Raw genomic sequence first — 18,924 nt, forward strand, 5'->3', positions numbered from 1 at the left:
GGTGACGACCGCGCTCCTTCCCCTCGTTCTCCCGGCTCCGCCCGTACTCACGGAGGCTCTGAAGTGATCGGCAAACCCGTGGTCCCCCTGTCCCGCAGGTGGACCACCCGTCTCGCGGCGCCGGTGGCGGCGGCCGTACTGCTCGGCCTGTTCCAGGTGCCGCGTGCGGCGGAGGCGGCGCCGGAGGGCCCGCACCGGCCCGGCGACGTCTCCTCGGTCTCCGGCCGTACGGGGAGCGCGCGGCCCGCCGGGAAGGACCCCGAGGCGGGCACGGCGTGGCGGGCACGTGCGGCCGCCTGGCCGGAGCCCGGCACCGCCACCGTCCGCCCTTCCGGCACCGGCAGTGCCCGCGCGGGCGGTCTTCCCGTCTCCGTCGGCGTGCCCGCCGATCAGGCCGGCGGCGCAGGGACCGGCGCAGGGACCGGCACCGTCGCCGTGCAGGTGCTCGACCGCAAGGCGACGGCCGGGCTCGGCGTGGACGGCGTGGTCGTGCGGGTCGCCCGCACCGACGAGCAGGCGGCCGGACGGGCCGACCTCGAGGTGGACTATTCGAGCTTCGCGGACGCCTACGGCGGTGACTGGGCCTCGCGGCTGCGGCTGGTCCAGCTGCCCGCCTGCGCCCTGACCACCCCTGGCACCCCCGCGTGCCGGGCCGCGACTCCCGTCCGTAGCGAGAACCACGACGGGAAGGTCACCGCCGTCGTCCAGGCCGCGCCCGCAGCGGTGTCGGGCGGCTCGGTGTACGCGCTGACGGCGGCCCCCTCGGGCGGGTCGGGCGACTTCACCGCGAGCTCCCTGTCGCCGTCGGCGACCTGGTCGGGCGGCGGCTCGACGGGCGAGTTCTCCTGGTCGTACCCGCTGCGCACGCCCCCGGGGCTGGGCGGGCCGATGCCGCAGCTCGCGCTGTCCTACTCCTCCGGCAGTGTGGACGGGCGCACCGCCTCCACCAACAACCAGACCTCCTGGATCGGCGAGGGCTGGGACCTCGCCTCCGGCGGGTTCGTCGAGCGCCGCTACAAGTCCTGCGCCGACGACGGGGTGACGCCGAAGACCGGCGACCAGTGCTGGGCGTACGACAACGCGACCGTCACCCTGGGCGGCAAGGCGAGCGAGCTGATCCGCGACGACGCGACCGGCGTGTGGCGGATGAAGAACGACGACGCCGCCAAGGTGGAGAAGCTCACCGGCGCCACCAACGGCGACGACGACGGCGAGCACTGGAAGATCACCACCACCGACGGCACGCAGTACTTCTTCGGGCTCGCCCGGCTGCCCGGCTGGGCGTCCGGCAAGCCCGAGACCGACTCCACCTGGACGGTCCCGGTGTTCGGCGACGACTCCGGCGAGCCCTGTCACGGCACGACGTACGCCGCGTCCTGGTGCAGGCAGGCGTGGCGGTGGAACCTCGACTACGTCGTCGATCCGAACGGCAACGCCGCCACCTACTGGTACGCCAAGGAGACCAACTACTACGCCCGCAACCTGGCCACCGCCACCTCCTACGACCGCGGCGGCTATCTAAGCCGGATCGACTACGCGCAGCGGACCGACAGTCTGTTCTCCGCCTCCGCGCCGGCCCGGGTGACCTTCGGGGTGGCCGAGCGGTGCCTGCCCGACTCGTCGTTCGACTGCGCCACGTCGAAGTTCACCACCGCGAACGCCGCGCACTGGCCGGACGTGCCGATGGACCAGAACTGCGACTCCGGGCAGTCGTGCACCGGCAAGGTCTCGCCGACGTTCTGGTCGCGCAAACGGCTCACCTCGATCACCACGCAGATCTGGTCCGGCAGCGCGTACGCCGACGTCGACACCTGGACCCTGACCCACCTGTTCCCGGGCGCGGGCGACGGCACCGACCCCGCGCTGTGGCTGGACTCCGTCCAGCAGACCGGGAAGGCCGGCGGCAGCGCCGCCCTGCCCGCGGTCACGTTCGGCGGCGCGCAGATGCACAACCGGGTCGACGGCACCGAGGGCCTGCCGCCGTTCACCAAGCGGCGGATCACCGTCGTCTCCAACGAGACCGGCGGTCAGATCTCCGTCACCTACTCGGGCGAGGAGTGCGAGGCCGGTCAGACCCCTGCTCCGGACGCCAACACCAAGCGGTGCTTCCCGCAGTACTGGACGCCCGAGGGCGCGAGCGACCCCATCAAGGACTGGTTCCACAAGTACGTCGTCACCGAGGTCAGCGAGATCGACCGCACCGGCGGCGCGCCCTTCACCACCACAGGCTACGAGTACGTCGGCCCGGCGGCCTGGCACTACGACGACGACGACGGGCTGACCAAGGAGAAGTACAAGACCTGGTCGCAGTGGCGCGGGTACCAGAAGGTCCGCGTCTACGAGGGCGACCCGGACGGGGAGCGGTCGCTCACCGAATACCTCTACTTCCGCGGCATGGACGGCGACAAGACCTCCTCGGGCACCCGCTCGGCGAGCGTGACCGACTCCGAGGGCACGGCCAGCACCGACGACGACTGGCTGCAGGGCGTCGTGCGCGAGGTGACCACCTACACCCGCGCGGGCGGCACGGTCCTGGAGGGCACCATCTCCGACCCGTGGACGCGCGGCCCGACCGCCACCCGGGTCCGTTCCTGGGGCACCAGCCGCGCCTACATGGTCGACACGGCCAGGACCCGGACCCGCACCGCGCTGACCGCGGGCGGGTGGCGCCGCACCGAGACCGCCACCGCCTTCAACAACGACGCGCTCGCCACCCAGGTGAACGACCTCGGCGACACCTCCACCGCGGACGACGACCAGTGCGTGCGCAACACGTACGCCCGCAACGACAGCAAGTGGATCATCGACACGCTCGCCCGGGTGGAGACGGTCTCGGTGGCCTGCTCCGTCACGCCGGACCGGTCGAAGGACCTGCTGTCGGACGCCCGCATGTCCTACGACGATCTCGCCTTCGGCGCGGCACCGACGAAGGGCGACGTCACCACCACCGAGAAGCTCGCCGGCTACGACGGCTCGCCCTCGTACGTCACCGTCGCCACCACGAAGTACGACGCGTACGGGCGGGTGGTCGAGGTCGCCGACGCGGCCCAGCACAAGACGACCACCGCCTACGCCCCGGCCTCCGGGGGCCTGGTCACCAAGACGACCGTGACCAACCCGGCCGGTCACGTGACCACGACGGAGATCCGCCCCGAGTGGGGCGCCACGACCGGAGTCGTGGACCCGAACGGCAAGCGGACCGACGTGACGTACGACGCGCTCGGCCGGACGAGCCAGGTGTGGCTGCCGACCCGGCCGAAGGCGAGCAACTCCACCTCGCCCAGTGCGAAGTACTCCTATCTGGTCCGCACCGACAAGCCGGTCGCGGTGACCACCGAGACGATCCGTAACGACGGCACCTACACCACCGGCCACACCCTGTTCGACGGGCTGCTGCGGGCGCGGCAGACGCAGGCCCCCGCCCCCGGCGGCGGCCGGTTGATCACCGACACCTACTACGACAGCCGCGGCCAGGCGGTGAAGGCCAACCAGCCCTACTTCAACGACCAGGCCCCCGCCACCACCTTGTGGGAGGTGGGCAACGACGCCGACATCCCCGGCCAGACGCGGACGCAGTACGACGGCGCGGGACGGCCGACCGCTTCCATCTTCCTGGTCCACAACGTGGAGAAGTGGCGGACCACCACCGCGTACGGCGGCGACCACGTCGACCTCACCCCGCCCGCCGGGGGCACGGCGACCACCACCTACACCGACGCGCGCGGCCGGACGACCGAGTTGCGGCAGTACAAGGGCGCCACCCCCACCGGGGCCTACGACGCCACCCGCTACGCCTACACCCCGGGCGGGCAGCTCGCGAAGGTGACTGACCCCGCGGGCAACCAGTGGTCGTACGGCTACGACCCGCGCGGCCGGCGGGTCCGCGCCGACGACCCCGACAAGGGCCGCACCACCTTCGCGTACGACGACCTCGACCAGCTCACCTCCAGCACCGACGCGCGGGGCAGGACCCTCGCCTACACCTACGACGTGCTGGGCCGCCCGACCGGCAGGTACGACGGGTCGCCCACCGGCACGAAGCTCGCCGACTGGACGTACGACACGCTGGCGAGCGGGACCTCGGTCAAGGGGCTGCCGGTGGCCTCGACCCGCTACGCGGGCGGCCAGGCGTACACGACCAAGGTCGACAGCTACGACGACGCCTACCGCGCCACCTCCACCACCGTGGTCGTCCCGGCCGCGGAGGGCAAGCTGGCCGGCAGCTACCAGTACGGCGCGTCGTACAACGTCGACGGCACCCTGTCGGGGTCGGCGATCCCCGCAGCCGGCGGCATGCTGCGCGAGGTCATGCTGTACGGCTACGACGAGCTCGGCAACCCGGTCACCACGAGCGGCCTGACCAGCTACGTCACCGATACCAAATATTCCAAGCTGTCCCAGCCGCTGTGGCAGACGCTGCGTACGAGCAGCACCGGCAAGCGGGTGATGCGGTACTTCTACTTCGACGACGGCACCAACCGCCTCAACCGCGTCCTCACCCAACGCGAGACCGCCCCCGTCGGGATCAGCGACCTCAACTACGGCTACGACGCGGCCGGCAACATCACCTCGATCGCCGACAAGCCGTCCGGGCAGACCCCCGACGTCCAGTGCTTCACCTACGACCACCTGCGTCGGCTGACCGAGGCCTGGGCACAGGGCGCCGAGGACTGCGCCGCCGCCCCGTCCACGTCCGTCCTGGGCGGGCCCGCGCCGTACTGGTCGTCGTTCGGCTACGACGCGACCGGCAACCGTACGCGGGAGGTGCGGCACAGCGGGAGCGGGGACGTCACCCGCACCTCCACCTTCCCCGCCGCCGGGCAGCCGCAGCCGCACACGCTGCGCACGGTCGCGACGGCCGGCGGCCCGAACGACGGGCAGAGCGACAGTTACGGCTACGACGCGGCCGGCAACACCACCGGCCGCACCGCCGGGGCCGTGCAGCAGACCCTCGAATGGGACACCGAAGGCCACCTCGCCAAGGTGACCGAGGCGGGCAAGACCACCTCCTATCTGTACGACGCCGACGGCAACCGGCTGATCCGCCGCGACCCCACCGGCACCACTCTCTATCTGCCCGGGCAGGAGGTCCGCCTGGACGCCGCCTCCCAGGCCACCTCCTACACCCGCTACTACAGCCACGGCGGGGCGCAGGTCGCGGTGCGGACCAAGGCCGGCCTGTCCTGGTTGGCCCCCGACCCGCAGGGCACCGCAACCGCCGCGGTCGACGCGTCGACGCAGACGGTCACGCTGCGCCGCTTCGACCCGTTCGGTCAGGCCCGGGGGACCGCCCCCACCGCCTGGCCCGGCGAGAAGGGCTTCGTCGGAGGGACGATCGACGCCTCCACCGGGCTCACCCACCTCGGCGCCCGCGAGTACGACGCGGCGGCCGGGCGGTTCCTGTCGGTCGACCCGCTGATCGACCTCACCGACCCGCAGCAGATGAACGGCTACGCGTACGCGAACAACTCGCCGGTCACCTCCAGCGACCCCGACGGCCTCATCCCGGAGGACTACGCCAACGGCCGCAACGGCGGCTACCGGGGCTGGCAGCAGGACGTCGCGGCGGCCAAGGCCCACCGCCCGATACGCTCGCACCCCAGCTACAGGCCCGTCGGCCACTACTCGGCGACCCCGGTCTACCACGCGCCCAAGCCCACCTGCGGCACGTGGAACTTCGGCTGCCACATCCGCAAGGCCGTCAGCACGGCCGGGCAGTGGGTCGCCGAACACAAGACCGTCATCGTCTCCACCATCGTCGCCGTCGGCGTCGGCCTGGCCTGCGAGGCGGTCACGGCGGGAGCCGGCACCGTCGGCTGCGCCATGCTCGCCGGAGCCGCCGCCCATCTGGTCTCCGACGCGATGCAGGACAACATCCACAGCCTGGGCGACGCCCTGAGATCCGCCGCCATCGGATCCCTGGAAGGTCTCGCCGGAGCCGGCATCGGCAGGGCGATCGGCGCCTTGGCGCCGAAGATCGCCGGAGCCGCCGGGAACGTCGCCGGCCGGGGCCGCGCCGGACACGACTACGCGGCCACGGTGCTCAAGGGCGGCCGGCCCGATGGGCAGAAAGTCTTCGCGGGACATGGCGAATATAGACTCGGCGCGGGGGAGACGGTGGTGCCCGAGGGGACCAGCCTGCACGTCTACGCACCCCACGGCGGAAAAATCCCAGACATCGTGGGACTCGGCATCGAAAGCGGGACGGGCCGCAACCCGGTCCGTGTGTACGGGCCTGGAGAAGCAGCGCCCGACTACACGCTCAAACCCCCGGTGGGGCTCACCATCCGTGAGCAGTCCCACACGGTGGACAGCGCGACTCATCTCAGCGAACTACTGAAACCCCGCATGGGGACCTGCCACTGGGCGGCATGTCAGGAGGTCAGATAAGTGGCGACGTACGAGGATCTCTCGCCGTACACCTACTGGAAGGACGCGAATCTGCCCGCACCTCACAACGGCGTGAGGATACAGAACGTCGGATGGCTGGGCAGGGGCCGGGAGTTTGAGACGGGGCGATGCGCTCCCGCGGTCCTTGCCATCCTCAGCCGCCTCGCCGCGACCCCGCAGAATGTCATGCGAGGACTCCACTACTGCGAGTTCTGTGAGGAGGAATCACCGATCAGGATCCCCGTGCCGGGAAGCCGGAGTGGACATGCCTGGTTGGGGACCGGAGAAATCCACGTTGCCGCAAAGGACGGCGTTGTGTACTCAGCTCCGACGCTCATCGTGCACTACATCGACAAGCACTCCTATCTCCCCCCTGCCGAGTTCATCGAGGCAGTGCTCCGCCTACCCTGATCTCACGACGACATCCGGAACCAAGGTCTGGGTGAATCCGAACGCCAGCAAGCACATCTGGGAGGAGACGCGTGGTCTCGCCTTCTCAAGGCCGTATGCGGAACAGGCCCGGCTGAGCAGCCTCGCGGATGCCATCGACAACGTCGAGATCGGTAACTGGGAAAATATGATGCGCTCGGGCGACTGGGAGTTGATCTTCTCGCAGCCTCGCCAGGAAGGCCTCAACGCGGTGCTGAAGCACGCACGCCACCTAGGGGGATTCTGATGCTCTATGCTTCCGCTTTCGCCGGAGTGGAACAGGGCCCCGAAGTGACGTATGACACATACGTGCCGCTGACGCTCACGTGGCCGAGGTACCACCGAACACTCGAACCGCCAGCGGTCGTTCTACTTCGCGGCCCTCAGGGATACCTTGAACTCAAGCTGGACACCCGGAGCGGTGAACTGCTTGAAATAGTCATTCCATCAGCCGCGGCCACCGTCAAGACTCTTCCTGATGATTTCCGGCCGACCTCGGGCCAAAACTATGTCCCGCTCGTACGCGCACCGGAGCAGGACGCGATAGAAGTGCCCAACCTTCATTTCAAAATACACGGCGACCATCTCAGGATAACTTTGCACAAGCAGCCGGAAGAGAGCTACATCGGCGCCGATTCAGTGTCCTTCGGAGTCGGAGCAGAAGGGCTTCTTGTCTCAGTGATTCTGCAGTGGACCCCTCTGGAGAGGGAGCACTTTTTGTCGTCATGCTCCTCGGTCGAGACCGTCTAGGGGACCTTCACGGCAGATGGAATTCCGTACATCTTAACAAGGTCGCCTGAGGTCGTCTTCCAGAAGTCGGGGATGTTCGTCCCGTATCGGAATGAGGACGCGGGCGGAGATCGCAAGGAGTGGCGGTAAGAACTTCACTACCAGGCAGCCGGCATTGGTATTCTGATTCTAGGGTCGGGTGGCATGGACCTGGAGGATGAGGTCGGTTCGATCGTCTCGCGGCGCGAGTGAAAGAGGGTTTCGAGGTCAAGCGGCGAACCCCGACCGGCCTGAGCTAGGAGAACCCTCGCTATAAGCCGTAACGCCGAGAGAGCGAGGATGATGATCGTGCTGAGGAAGCTGTTCCGGCACCGGGCACGGCCGTCCTCGACTCCGAGCGAGGACCAGGTGATCGCTTGGGCGCAAGAGGTGCTCTGGAAGCCCGACGACCGCTGGGTGCTGTTTCGGAACGGCACGGTGGTGTTCCAACGGCACCTACCGCCGGGGAACGTCGAGCAGGAGGCCCGCAAATTCCTTCGAAGCAAGGGGCACGTTGTGCCCGGGACGCACTTGGGCGACTTCTCCGTCTACGACGCCAGGCCGGAGGGATGGCTGGTAGCCGGACACCAGGACGGGATCGCGACTTACGTCCACCCGTCGGAGACCGACACCGACGCCCACCTGCGTGTCGGCCTACTGGGGCGGACGAAGCGCGAAAAGGATGACACATCATCTGCCAGCGGGACGGCGATGGACGGCACCCAGAGGCCGCGGATCGCTGAATCAACCCCTGCCTTCGCAGGTAGCGGTAGGTCGGCGGTTTCTTCAGCGAGAGCTGACCCCGTGTCGGCACGTGCACGTCCAGGGCCCTCGGGCGTGGGACGGGGCAGAAGGATGAGGAACCGCCTCCCTGCCGCACGCGTCTCCACTTAGGAAGGGGTTCCTCGGGGATAGCCATGGACAGAAGAAGCCTCATACAACTCCTGGCAGGAGCAGATGAAGTGCGCCTGCTGGCGGGGGCAGCACTCAGTGCCGGTGCGGACTACGCGCTCTGGCCTGGATCCGTGGCAACCCGAGAGCTGATTTCCATCTACGCGAGAAGGGAGCGGACAGTACACCGCTCCGGCCAGCCGTCAATCGGATTCGGTCCAGCCATCGATCACCTTCGCTCGTATGGTGGCGCCCAGCTCACGCTGGGATACGTAGATAACACACCCCGAGGCGGGTACTACTTCCAGCTCTTCTTCACCCCAGAGCGCACGAAAGTCATCGCATGTATAGGAGTAAAACCAGGCCGCTGAAAGCACGACACGACTTCACAAATATCCAGGTGCAGAATGTCGTAGGCGACCCAGGCGCCTACACGAACGTCCTGGTCCGCTTCGTAAGGTAGGGGGTTGGGTGGAAGGTGTCGCAGCTGACGTTCGTCAGCGTATTCACGAAGGATGCCGTTTCGTTGATTTGCTCAGCTTTCTCGCACTGGACGAATCCTTCAAGCTGACTCCCTTCAACCTGATGAGGGTTCTCAGTGAAGCGATCGGGCTATCCATGATCGAGTCTCGCGAGATGGTTTCGATGTTCGATGAGAACTTTTATCCGCTGGTGCCGGATGCGGATATCGAACACCAATGGCGAGCGATCCTGGATGGCCGCAGGGGCAGGGCTTGTTATGATCCGCGCCATGACGGATTCTCGCTTCACGGCTGATTGCTTCGCGTGCTGGAGATGCTCAGCTGAGCAGGATCAGATGACGTGAGAGTCGATTGGAAGCCCATGACCGCTGGGCAGACAGCACCCGGTGTGACGATCTGTGCGGACGACTCGGCCTGGGTCGTCCTTGCCGGGTACGGCCGGAGGAGACCATGGACATCCGGAGCATCCGGTCTGCGATTTTGGAACTCCTGGATGCCTCTCCTGTGAACTCCGTCATGGTGCGCGGAGACATCCGGGAATCGGTCGCGGCCGGAGAGGTGGGTCTCGCGTTCGACACGTTGTGCTCGTGGATATACGAGGATTCGTTGCCGATATCGACGAGCTACCACCATAAGCTCGCAACACTCGCCGACGACCTTGACATGCAGCATTGGATTGCCCGCCTTGATGAGCTCGTACGCGAGGACAGCCTGAATGTTGGGCTCCTCTCTCTGTTCAGAGATGAGCTGGGCTCCGTACGAGACATATACGTGGTCGATGCCGACCTTGAGACCTGGGGACGCCTGCTCGCTGCACTGCGCGAGTCCCGCTGGGTCTGCCGGCTCTTCCATGGGCAACGGAGCATCAGCCTCGTATCAGCGGCGACGATCTTCGCCGGAGCTTCGCCGGAGGCCGACACCTACGATCTGCGGATAACCGTGGGGGATGCTTGGATCTGGTGTCACTTCTACTCTGTGAACGAGGTCGAGTTCAGTTTCCAGGCCGGCCAGATAGCGTCGGCATTCGCCCTGGAACAACTTGTGGAGTTCATGCGCTGGCTGAGCGAGTCACTGGCAAGCGATGTGAAACTCACTGTTGAAGCACCATCCGGGGACGCCGCGCCTCCGCTCCTGCTGGTAGAGAGAGGTTCAGGGGAGCTCAGAGCCTTCCCCGCATAGCACTGGCCGCTCCCCAGAAGGCCGGAGCGGATTCGCCTGGCTGGGCATCCGTTGTGCCTGCTAACCCTCGACGGCGCGTTGGTAGGCGGCGAGGTGGGCCTCGGCGGAGTGCTTCCAGGTGAACTCGCGCGAACGGGTGACCCCGGCCGCGGCCAGGGACGCACGCCGTTCCGGCGACTCCAGCAGTGCCCGCAGCGCCCGCGCGATGCTGTCGGCGTCGGGCTCGGTGTAGACCACGGCGTCGCCGCCCACCTCCGGCAGCGAGGCCCGGTGGGTGGTCAGCACGGGCGCCCCACAGGCCATCGCCTCCAGCACCGGCAGCCCGAATCCCTCGCACCGCGACGGCGAGGCGACCGCGAGCGCCCCGCCGAGGAAGCCCGGCAGGTCGGCGAAGGGCAGGTAGCCGGGGCGCACGACCTTCACCCGAGGCGGCAGCGCGGCCACCGCGGCGTCGACCTCCTCGTCCCAGGCCGGACCGCCCGCCAGCACCAGCGCGGGCGGGTCGGACAGGTGCGCGACCGCACGGCCGTAGCCGGTCACCAGGTTCGGCACGTTCTTACGCGGCTCCAGCGCGCCCAGATAGGCGACGTACGGCCGGCCGTGCAGGCCGATGCGGCCCGCCACCCGGCGCACGTCCTCGGGCGCCGGCGGGTGGAACAGCGCCGAGTCGACCCCGTGGTAGGCGACGTCGATCCGGGTGGGGTCGGCGGCGAGCACCCGGACCAACTCGTCCCGGGTGGCCTTCGACGGCACGATCACCCGGTTGGCGTGGCGGACGGCCGTACGGGTGGCCGACCGGAAGAACGAGGCCCTGACGGGGTCGTGCAGGTCGGGGTCGGTGAACGAGGTGGCGTCGTGGACGGTGACCACCGTGGGCAGGCCGGAGCCCAGCGGGATGGAGTAGTAGGGGGCGTGGATCACCTGGGCCCCGGCCTGCCGGGCGAGGACGGGCAGCCCCGTCTGCTCCCAGGCCAGCCGCTTGTCCCGGTTGGTGATCGCGGGTGGTCCGGAGAGGATCCGCGCCGCGGGCGCCAGCGCCGCGTACCGCTCGGCGTCCGCGCGCTGGCAGACCAGCGCGAGATCGGCGCCCGCCTCGTGCAGGGCCGCGACCAGACCGTCGACATACCTGATGAGGGCGCCGCGGTCGGCGGGGACGGCGGCGGCGTCGACGAGCACTCGGGGTGTCAAGTGAATCGCTCCCCTCACTGGGCCCGCTCCGGCGGAGCTCCCCCCGTCCTCGCGGTCCCGCTGTTCCGGCAGGTGTCCGGCAGGGACCCTCGGGCCCACGCCACGCACGGACGCCTGCCCAGCATCCCTCCCTTGTCACTCTATTTCCGGCCTCCCCCGAAACGTGAGTGATATCACATGGGGGTTGTCCTCAAGGATGCGCAAATCCGCACCCAATCCACGGAATCAGGCTCGGATGACGGGTTCCTCCCGCGTACGGGTGGATCGGCGGGCAGCGAGTCCGGCGGCCCCGGCGCACACCAGGTCGCCGAGGGACACGAGCAGCCGGGAGCACAGCGCGGCGGCGATGGCCGCGGGCCGGTCGAGCACGGGCGCGAGCGCCGCGACCATCGCGGCCTCGCGCACACCCGCTCCGGCCGGCGCCACGATGAAGACGAACCCCAGGCACCAGGCGAGCGCGAACGCGCCGACGCTCAGGACCAGGGCCGGCGTCCCCTCCGCGCCGAGACCCCGCACGATCAGCGCCAGATGCGCGCCGTACGCGGCCCAGCCGGCCAGGGCCCAACCCGAGGCGACGAGCAGGCCGCGGCGCGAGAGCGGCCGTTCGAGCGGCTCCCTGCGCAGTTTGCGCAGCCCGAAGGCGATGACCCGGTTGACCACGGCGGGATGCAGGGCGGCGGCGAGCACGGGCACGAACAGCAGGAGCCAGGCATACCGGGCGACCGACTGCCCCGCGAGCACCGGCAGCGTGACGGCGGACACCAGCAGGCCGGTGCCCAGGTAGACCGGGTAGGTGAGGAAGAAGGCGGCCGCGCTCCGCGAGCGGGGCACGCCGTGGTCGCGGCCCATCTCCATCTGCGCGAGCATCGGCCACACCGACCCGGGGATGTACTTGCCGAGCTGGCCCACGAAGAAGATCTTCGCCGCGTCGGTGAACGCGAGCGGCGAGCCGAGGTCGGCGAGCAGCGCCCGCCACATCAGCATTCCCGCGAGCAGCGCGCCGAGCACCGCCGCCAGGGAGCCGGTGAGCGCCGCCCAGTGCAGCCGGGCGAAGCCGTCCGCCACGGCGCTCCACTGGCCCGCGACGGCCCAGATCCCGAAGCCGAGGGCGACCAGCAGGAACAGCGTGCGTACGAGCTTGCGGCGGTTCATCGCGACGTGCGCACCGGCTCCGGCGGCTGCGGAAGCGCCGCGCCGAGCGGACGGCGGGGCGTCTTGGTGGCCACCCACAGATAGGTGGGGACGACCGGCAGCAGTGCCCGCAGCGCCGGGCGCGGGGTGCGCTCCAGCGTGGCCTTGGCGGCGCGGCCCACGGCGCCGGGGAACAGCTCGCCCCCCGCGAACCGCTCGGGCGCGGCCAGCACCGGGAACGTGTAGTCCCACACGTGGAAGTCCGCGAGCATCCGCCGCAGCCCCGTGCGGGTGCGGAAGCGCTCGTAGTAGTGGTCGGCCCGGCCGGACGCCCGCACGTACCGGTCGGCCGCGGCGGGCGGCAGGTACGACAGGAAGGGCAGCTTGTAGTGCGGCTCCATCACGCCGAGCCGGTTGCCCAGACCGAGGTAGAGCACGCCGTCGTCGGACAGCACCCGGTGCATGTCGGCGATCACGGCGTCGGGGTCCACGACGTGCTCGTAGATGTGGTTGAAGACCAGCACGTCGACCGACCCGTCCGGCAGCGGCAGCCGGGAGCCGTCCGCGCAGACGAACCCGACCCGGGATCCGAAGCGGTCGGCCGCCCTGCGCAGCCCGGGGACGTCGATGTCGAGCCCGAGCGTGCGGCGCGCGCCCGCGGCGGCCAGTTCGTCGGCGATGAACCCGGCCGAGCACCCCACGTCGCCGACGGTCAGCCCGGACAACGCCTCCTCGGGCTTGCCGGCGTCCCTGCCGAGGAAGTGCGCGAGCACCGCGATGATCTTCGCGGCCTTGCGGCGGCGCTTCTCCTCGTCGAGCATCGCGGCCTGGAACTCGGAGTACTCCAGCTGGGCCGCGCGTTCCCCGCTCACCGGTCGATCACCCTCGCGTCCTGACGGTCGTCCACGCTGCCCAACAGTACCCGTGCCCGCCCCGCCCCCGTCGCCGATCAACCGACCCTGTGGACAACCGCGCGGCGGACCTACCCGCGGGTAGCGTCAGGCCGTACCCTGTGCCCGTGCCGCGCCTGCCGAACCGCCTGCGCTCCGGCCCGCTGCCGCGCGTGCTGCTCGCCCTGGCCGCCCTCGCCTTCCTGGCGTACGGCCTGGCCCGGAACGGGACGGAGACCTGGGCCGCCCTGGAGCGGCTGTCGTGGTGGTCGCTCGGGGTCTCGTTCCTGGCCGTGCTCGCCGGGCTGGCGTTCATGCTGGTCGCCTGGCGCGACATCCTCGCCGGGCTCGGCTCCCCGCTGCCGCTGCGCGTGGCCGCGCGGGTGCTCTTCGTCGGCCAGCTCGGCAAGTACATCCCCGGCGCGGTCTGGGCGTTCGCCGCGATGATGGAACTCGCCCGCGACCACGGGGCGCCGCCCCGGCGGACGTTCGGCGCCACCGCACTCGGGCTGGTGACCTCGCTGGGCTGCGCGCTCGCCCTCACCGCGGCCACGCTTTCGGGGCAGATCGCGCGGGAGGCGTGGTGGCTGCTCGCGCTGGTCCCGCTCATCCTCGTCGGCCTCCACCCGCGCGTCCTGGCCTGGGGCCTCAACCTCGCCCTCCGCGTCGCCCGCCGGGACCCGCTCGACCGGGTGCCGAGCGGTGCGGACATGACCAGGGCCGCCGCGTGGACGATGGCGGGCTGGCTCGTGTACGGCGTGCACCTGTGGGCGCTGGTGGGCGGCCTGCGGCCCGGCGGCGTGTCCCTCTACGCGATCGCGGCCGGGGCGTACGCGCTGGCCTGGTCCACCGGCATCCTCACGGTCGTGGTCCCGGCCGGGATCGGCGTGCGGGAGGGCGCGATGGTCGTGGCGCTCGCCCCGCTGCTCGACACGCCCAGCGCCCTGGTGGTCGCCGTGGTGTCCCGGGTGATGTTCACCCTCGCCGACGTCACCTGGGCCGGCCTCGGCTTCCTCCTCGCCCGCGGGGTCCGCGCCGAAGCGCCGGGCGACCTCTCCGCCCGCACTCAATGAGCCACGCGGTCCCGCTGAACGGCTCGGCCCCCAGCGGCTCGCCCGCTGAGCGCCCCCGCTGAGCAGGCTTCGCGGCCCAGCCCCGAGCCGCCTGCTGGCTCAGTCGCGACGAGTCCCCTGGCCGCTCAGGCCGGCGGCCCGGCGGCGAGCAGGGTGTCCAGGTAGGCGGCCCAGTGCGGCTCGGGATCGACGGGCGCGACGCCCGCCCGCAGCCGTTCCGGGGTCCCGGGCTCGTAGAACCTCTTGATCGCCTCGGCCAGCGCCCCGGCCGAGCCCGGCTCCACCAGCAGGCCGTCCACGCCGTCGCGGACGTTGTCCGGCAGCGCCCCGACCCGGGTGGCGATCACCGGCGCTCCGTGCTCGTGCCCGAGCCAGACGTTCTGGCTGGCCGTCGCCGAACGGTAGGGCAGCACCAGCGCGTCCGCCTCGGCGAACAGCCCCGGCACGTCGTCGGCCGCCACGTACCCCGGCCGCAGGTCGACCCGTCCGGCCAGGCCGAGGCGGCCGATCAGGGCGCGGGTCTCCTCCAGACCGCCCCAGAACTCGCCCGCCACGGTCAGCCGCACGTCCGGCACCTGCGCGAGCGCCTCCAGCAGCAGGTCGAGCCCCTTGTAGGGCCGGACGATGCCGAAGAAGAGCAGCCTTCCGTACGGCTCGCGGCCCTCCCCGTTCCGCGCGCCGCGCGCAGGCAGGTGCGGCGCGAGCGCGGCCACCCGCACCGGCGCCGCGGTGAGCCCGCGGGCGAGGTCCGCCTGCTGCTCCGAATGCGCGAGCACGCCGTCCACCCGGCGCAGCAGCGCCTTCACCAGCGGCCGGTCGTAAGGCTTGCTCTCGTGCGGCAGCACGTTGTGACACAGTGCGACGACCCGGGCCCGGCGGCGCAGGCCGTACAGGATTCCCAGGTAGGCGGGCACCTGCACCGGGCTGAGCACGGCGAGCACGACGAGGTCGGCCCCGCGCAGCCGCCGCCCGCAGGCGACCCAGCCGTCCGGCCTGCGCCAGTCGAGGTCACGGCGGGTGCCGGGGTACGGCTCGCCCTCCGGGCTGTCGATCGTCTGCTGCCCGGGATACAGGAAGGACGGGTACTGCGCCCGCCACGACTCGATGACGACGTCGTGCCCGGCCGCCCGCAGGCGGTGGGCCAGTTCGGTGGTGTGCTGCGCCCCGCCGCCCTTGTACGGATACGTCGGGCCGACGATCGCGATCCTCAAACGTCACCCCTGGATCGCACGATCAGGTCGGCCAGCAACGCCACCGCCCCGATCAGCATGCCGGACAGGAAGGTCACGACGGTGTTGCTGGTGAGGTAGAAGGCCAGGTGGCTGATCATGTCGTACACACCCTTGACCAGGCCGATGCCGACCAGCCAGAGCGCGGGCGGCATCAGCACCTTGAGCGGGTTGAAGTACATGATCATCCGCAGCACCTGCAGGATGTAGCGGTAGGCGTCGGAGACGAAGTTGAACTTCGACTTCCCGGCCCGCTTCGCGTACTCGATGGGCAGGTAGTAGACGTCGTGCTGGTTCGACATGAACGCCAGCGTGATCGTCGTGACGCAGGAGAAGCCGGGGGGCAGCAGCCGCAGGTACGGCTTGGCCACCGACCTGCGGAAGGCCCGCAGGCCCGAGTTGAGGTCGGGGATCTTCTGCCCGGCCAGCCGCTCGGCGACCTTGCGGATGAACCACTTCGCGGGCACCCGCAGGAACTTGTGCGAGCCCTCCTCGGTGGTCCGCGCGCCCACGACCTGGTCGATCGTCTGGTCCTTCTCCAGGATCTGGACCAGCTCGGGGATGCGCTCGTTCGGGTAGCTCATGTCGGCGTCGGTCCACACGACGATCTCGCCGCGCGCCTCCTGGCTGCCGATGCGCCGTACGGTGCCCGACCCGCCGTTGCGGTGGAACGCCCTGATCCGCATGTTCGGGAAGCGCGGCGCGGCCTCCTGCAGGCGCGCGAGCGTCTCGTCCGTGGAGCAGTCGTCCACAGCCAGCAGTTCGTACGTGTAACCGCTGGCGTCCATCGCGGCGGAGATACGCTCGACCTCGTCGACGACGTGGTCCTGCTCGTTGTAACAGGGCAGGACAATCGTGACGTACGGTGTCTGTGCGGGAGTCACGGCGCTTCCAGAGGTCTCGGGCGTGGTCACGTCCGGCAAGGGTACTCTGCCCCGCCAAGTGACGGTCTCACTTCGAACCGCTCGGCCTCGGGGCCGGAGGGCGGTTCCTCGGTCACAGGGGAGCCCACACGCCGAACCCCGGATCTATCCGGTGGGAACGGTCGTCCAGACGTCGATGCCGAGCGACCAGGTGCCGTTGGGCGCGTCGGCCAGCGACCGCTCGTCCTGCCGGGTGTGCAGGCTCATCACCCGGCTCGCCGGGCCGTACGCCATGAGCTGTTCAGGCTCGGCCGCGAGCAGCACGGGCACCCGGCCGGTACGCCGGACGGCTCCCGCGAGGCGCAGCACGTCGGCGGGGCGCGGCACGTCGGAGCCCTGGGGGTGGCCGACCCGGGCCACCGGCAGGCCGCACTCACCCCGCACGACCTGCGTGAGGCGGTCGCCCGTGACCCGTTCCACGATCAGCACCGAGGCGTCCCTCGGCAGCGCGCCGCACAGGCCCGCCACCGCCGCGGCCTCGCCCCGGTTGACCGGCGTGAACGCCGTCCCGATCGAGGTGATAGCGGGAGGCACGACGAGCAGCAGCGCTCCCGCCGCGGCGGCCGCCCGCGAGCGCCACGGCCGGGCGGCGAACCACCCGAACGGCCCTGCGGGCTCGCCCGCGAGCCGCTCCCGCAGCCGTCCGGAGAGCCAGCGGAGCCCCCAGACGGCCAGCAGCACCAGACCGGGGATGACGACCGGCACCAGCCTGCGGGAGGCGAAGGGATGGTCGGGGGTGATCGCGGGACGCCAGAGCGTCGTCACCGTCGTCCAGCCGATCACGGCGAGGGGCAGCAGCCAGGCGAACTCGCGCCCCCTGACCAGGCGGTGGGCGAGCACCGCCGCCGCGACGGTCGCGAGCACGACGACGGGAACGCCGACGTACCAGAACAGCCAGTCGAGGGAGTGTTCGTAGTACAGCCGTGAGCCGTCGGGCGCCAGTCCGTTGGCGATCTGCGTCTTCTCGATGAACTCCGACGTGAGCCGGTCCTCGGGCGTGACCGCGACGCGCCGCACGGTCTGCACCCACGGCCGTACGGCGAAGCCCGCCATGACCAGCACGACGAGGGCCGCCGCGGCCCCAGGCAGCCACCGGGCACGGGGGACGGACGACCCCGTACGCGACGCGAGCCACGGAGCGAGAGCGGCGCCGGCGGCCGTGAGGACCACGACGACGGCGCAGATCGCCAGGAGGGGCTTGAGCGAACCGGACAGATAGGCAAGATAGGGCCGGGCGAGGACGTAGCCATCCGTGAAGCCCCACGTCGCACCGACGGCCAGGCCCAGCAGGAGGGGCACGCCGAGCCGGCCTTCCGCCCTCCGGTTCCCGGTGATCCTGGCCAGCGCGACCAGCACCCCGGCGAGGACCAGGACGGGCAGCACGTCACGCAGGCCGTCGATGCGGACCAGCAGCGCCAGCCCGAACGACAGTCCTGCGAGCACGGCGGGCACGAAGCCCGGAGTCGGCCGCCTGGCGGGCGCGGCCGGCTCTTCGTCAGGCTCCGGCTCCGGGCGGGAGGGCGTGGCCCGGAGCCGGGTCCGCGCGTCGAGCAGCAGGTTCATCCCGCCGAACAGCAGGATCAGGGAGGGGATCTCGCTGAAGGTGGTCCGGGACGTGTAGAGGATCGGCAGGCTGACCGCGAAGACGAGGGCGGCCAGGGGCGCCGAGCGCGGGCCCGCCAGCCGCGCCGCGGTCCCCGCCACGGTGAGCACCGCGAGCGCGCCCAGCACGGGCGGCACGAGCAGCAGGCCGGACACACCGCCCAGCCAGTGGCCGATCGCGTGGATCATGGGTGGTCCGGCCATGAACTGGGGGACGATCCCGCCGTCGACCAGGTAGAAGCCCATGCTGCCGAAGCGCAGGGCGGGATCGGGGCCGCCGAAGTCGCCCACCGGGATCGGCAGCGACCCGTGCCGGGCCAGCCAGACGGCGTACTGCGCGTACGTCGCCGGATCTCGCCGGACGATCAGTTGCTCACCGTGCAGGAACCCGTTGAGGACCCCCGACCCGAGGGCCACGGCGAGGACGGCCGCCGTCGCCCATCGGTGCGCCGTCACGGCCCCCGGGAGGCGACGCAGGCGGTACGCGCACAGCAGGATGGCCGCTCCACCGCCCAGCAGCGCCATCGGCAGCGGCCGGAACCAGCCGAGCAGCAGCAGCGGCAGCCCGGCGAGCAGCCATCCGCACAGCGCGAGCGCGGGCACGACGGAGACGGCCGCGAGCACCCTGCCCGCCGCCCTCCCTGCCACTCCGTCGGCCGCCTTGCCCGCCACCCCGTCCACGGGACCGCCGCCCGGCAGCCGCGTACGCCCACGACTGTTCGCTGGAATGCAGCCGAGACTATCGGTCC

The 18,924-nt window shown here is 70.6% G+C and carries 14 protein-coding genes; 8 read left to right on the forward strand and 6 right to left on the reverse strand.

The window, feature by feature from the left end; translation table 11 throughout:
- Positions 1-63 precede the first annotated feature (63 nt).
- From FED44_RS09035 to FED44_RS09065, 7 genes are all read left to right on the forward strand, one after another.
- Positions 64-6,390, forward strand: coding sequence for a putative adhesin (locus FED44_RS09035; RefSeq protein ID WP_167521432.1), 6,327 nt, complete (start codon positions 64-66; stop codon positions 6,388-6,390).
- Positions 6,391-6,801 (forward strand): DUF7919 family protein, encoded by a 411-nt coding sequence (locus FED44_RS09040; RefSeq protein ID WP_138460379.1) that lies wholly within the window; start codon positions 6,391-6,393, stop codon positions 6,799-6,801. It begins immediately after the preceding gene.
- A gap of 31 nt (positions 6,802-6,832) precedes the next feature.
- Entirely contained in the window at positions 6,833-7,066 is a 234-nt protein-coding gene (locus tag FED44_RS09045) for a hypothetical protein (RefSeq protein WP_138460380.1), read from the forward strand.
- The gene (locus tag FED44_RS09050; RefSeq protein WP_138460381.1) at positions 7,066-7,569 is read left to right on the forward strand and encodes a hypothetical protein; all 504 of its coding nucleotides are present in this window, start codon (positions 7,066-7,068) and stop codon (positions 7,567-7,569) included. Before FED44_RS09045 ends, FED44_RS09050 begins: the two co-directional genes overlap by 1 nt.
- 318 nt (positions 7,570-7,887) lie before the next feature.
- Positions 7,888-8,481 carry a hypothetical protein gene (locus tag FED44_RS09055; protein WP_138460382.1) on the forward strand — a complete coding sequence of 198 codons (594 nt, stop codon included), beginning with the start codon at positions 7,888-7,890 and terminating at the stop codon, positions 8,479-8,481.
- A gap of 468 nt (positions 8,482-8,949) precedes the next feature.
- The gene (locus FED44_RS09060; RefSeq protein WP_138460383.1) at positions 8,950-9,255 is read left to right on the forward strand and encodes a hypothetical protein; all 306 of its coding nucleotides are present in this window, start codon (positions 8,950-8,952) and stop codon (positions 9,253-9,255) included.
- A 155-nt stretch (positions 9,256-9,410) separates the two neighbouring features.
- Positions 9,411-10,139: a MafI family immunity protein gene (locus tag FED44_RS09065; protein WP_120322497.1), complete on the forward strand. Its 729-nt coding sequence runs from the start codon at positions 9,411-9,413 to the stop codon at positions 10,137-10,139.
- 60 nt (positions 10,140-10,199) lie between these two features.
- Here FED44_RS09065 and FED44_RS09070 read toward each other — a convergent pair whose 3' ends face one another.
- The 3 genes from FED44_RS09070 to FED44_RS09080 form a co-directional block, all read right to left on the reverse strand.
- Positions 10,200-11,327 (reverse strand): glycosyltransferase family 4 protein, encoded by a 1,128-nt coding sequence (locus tag FED44_RS09070; protein WP_138460384.1) that lies wholly within the window; start codon positions 11,325-11,327, stop codon positions 10,200-10,202.
- A 225-nt stretch (positions 11,328-11,552) separates the two neighbouring features.
- Positions 11,553-12,479 (reverse strand): lysylphosphatidylglycerol synthase transmembrane domain-containing protein, encoded by a 927-nt coding sequence (locus FED44_RS09075; protein ID WP_138460385.1) that lies wholly within the window; start codon positions 12,477-12,479, stop codon positions 11,553-11,555.
- Positions 12,476-13,330: a class I SAM-dependent methyltransferase gene (locus FED44_RS09080; RefSeq protein WP_244301803.1), complete on the reverse strand. Its 855-nt coding sequence runs from the start codon at positions 13,328-13,330 to the stop codon at positions 12,476-12,478. Before FED44_RS09080 ends, FED44_RS09075 begins: the two co-directional genes overlap by 4 nt.
- A gap of 146 nt (positions 13,331-13,476) precedes the next feature.
- On the opposite strand from FED44_RS09080, the gene FED44_RS09085 reads away from it, so the two are divergent.
- Positions 13,477-14,421 (forward strand): lysylphosphatidylglycerol synthase transmembrane domain-containing protein, encoded by a 945-nt coding sequence (locus FED44_RS09085; RefSeq protein WP_244301804.1) that lies wholly within the window; start codon positions 13,477-13,479, stop codon positions 14,419-14,421.
- Between the two features lie 125 nt (positions 14,422-14,546).
- Here the strand turns inward: FED44_RS09085 and FED44_RS09090 are convergent, their stop codons facing one another.
- The 3 genes from FED44_RS09090 to FED44_RS09100 all read right to left on the reverse strand — a co-directional run bounded on the left by FED44_RS09090 (position 14,547) and on the right by FED44_RS09100 (position 18,856).
- Positions 14,547-15,632: a glycosyltransferase family 4 protein gene (locus FED44_RS09090; RefSeq protein ID WP_138460386.1), complete on the reverse strand. Its 1,086-nt coding sequence runs from the start codon at positions 15,630-15,632 to the stop codon at positions 14,547-14,549.
- Complete coding sequence (locus FED44_RS09095) at positions 15,629-16,564, reverse strand: glycosyltransferase family 2 protein (protein WP_244301805.1); 936 nt, start codon at positions 16,562-16,564, stop codon at positions 15,629-15,631. Before FED44_RS09095 ends, FED44_RS09090 begins: the two co-directional genes overlap by 4 nt.
- A gap of 114 nt (positions 16,565-16,678) precedes the next feature.
- Positions 16,679-18,856, reverse strand: coding sequence for a hypothetical protein (locus tag FED44_RS09100; RefSeq protein WP_244301806.1), 2,178 nt, complete (start codon positions 18,854-18,856; stop codon positions 16,679-16,681).
- Positions 18,857-18,924 lie beyond the last annotated feature (68 nt).

The organism is Microbispora triticiradicis, assembly GCF_005864065.1.
Classification (GTDB): Bacteria; Actinomycetota; Actinomycetes; order Streptosporangiales; family Streptosporangiaceae; genus Microbispora; species Microbispora triticiradicis.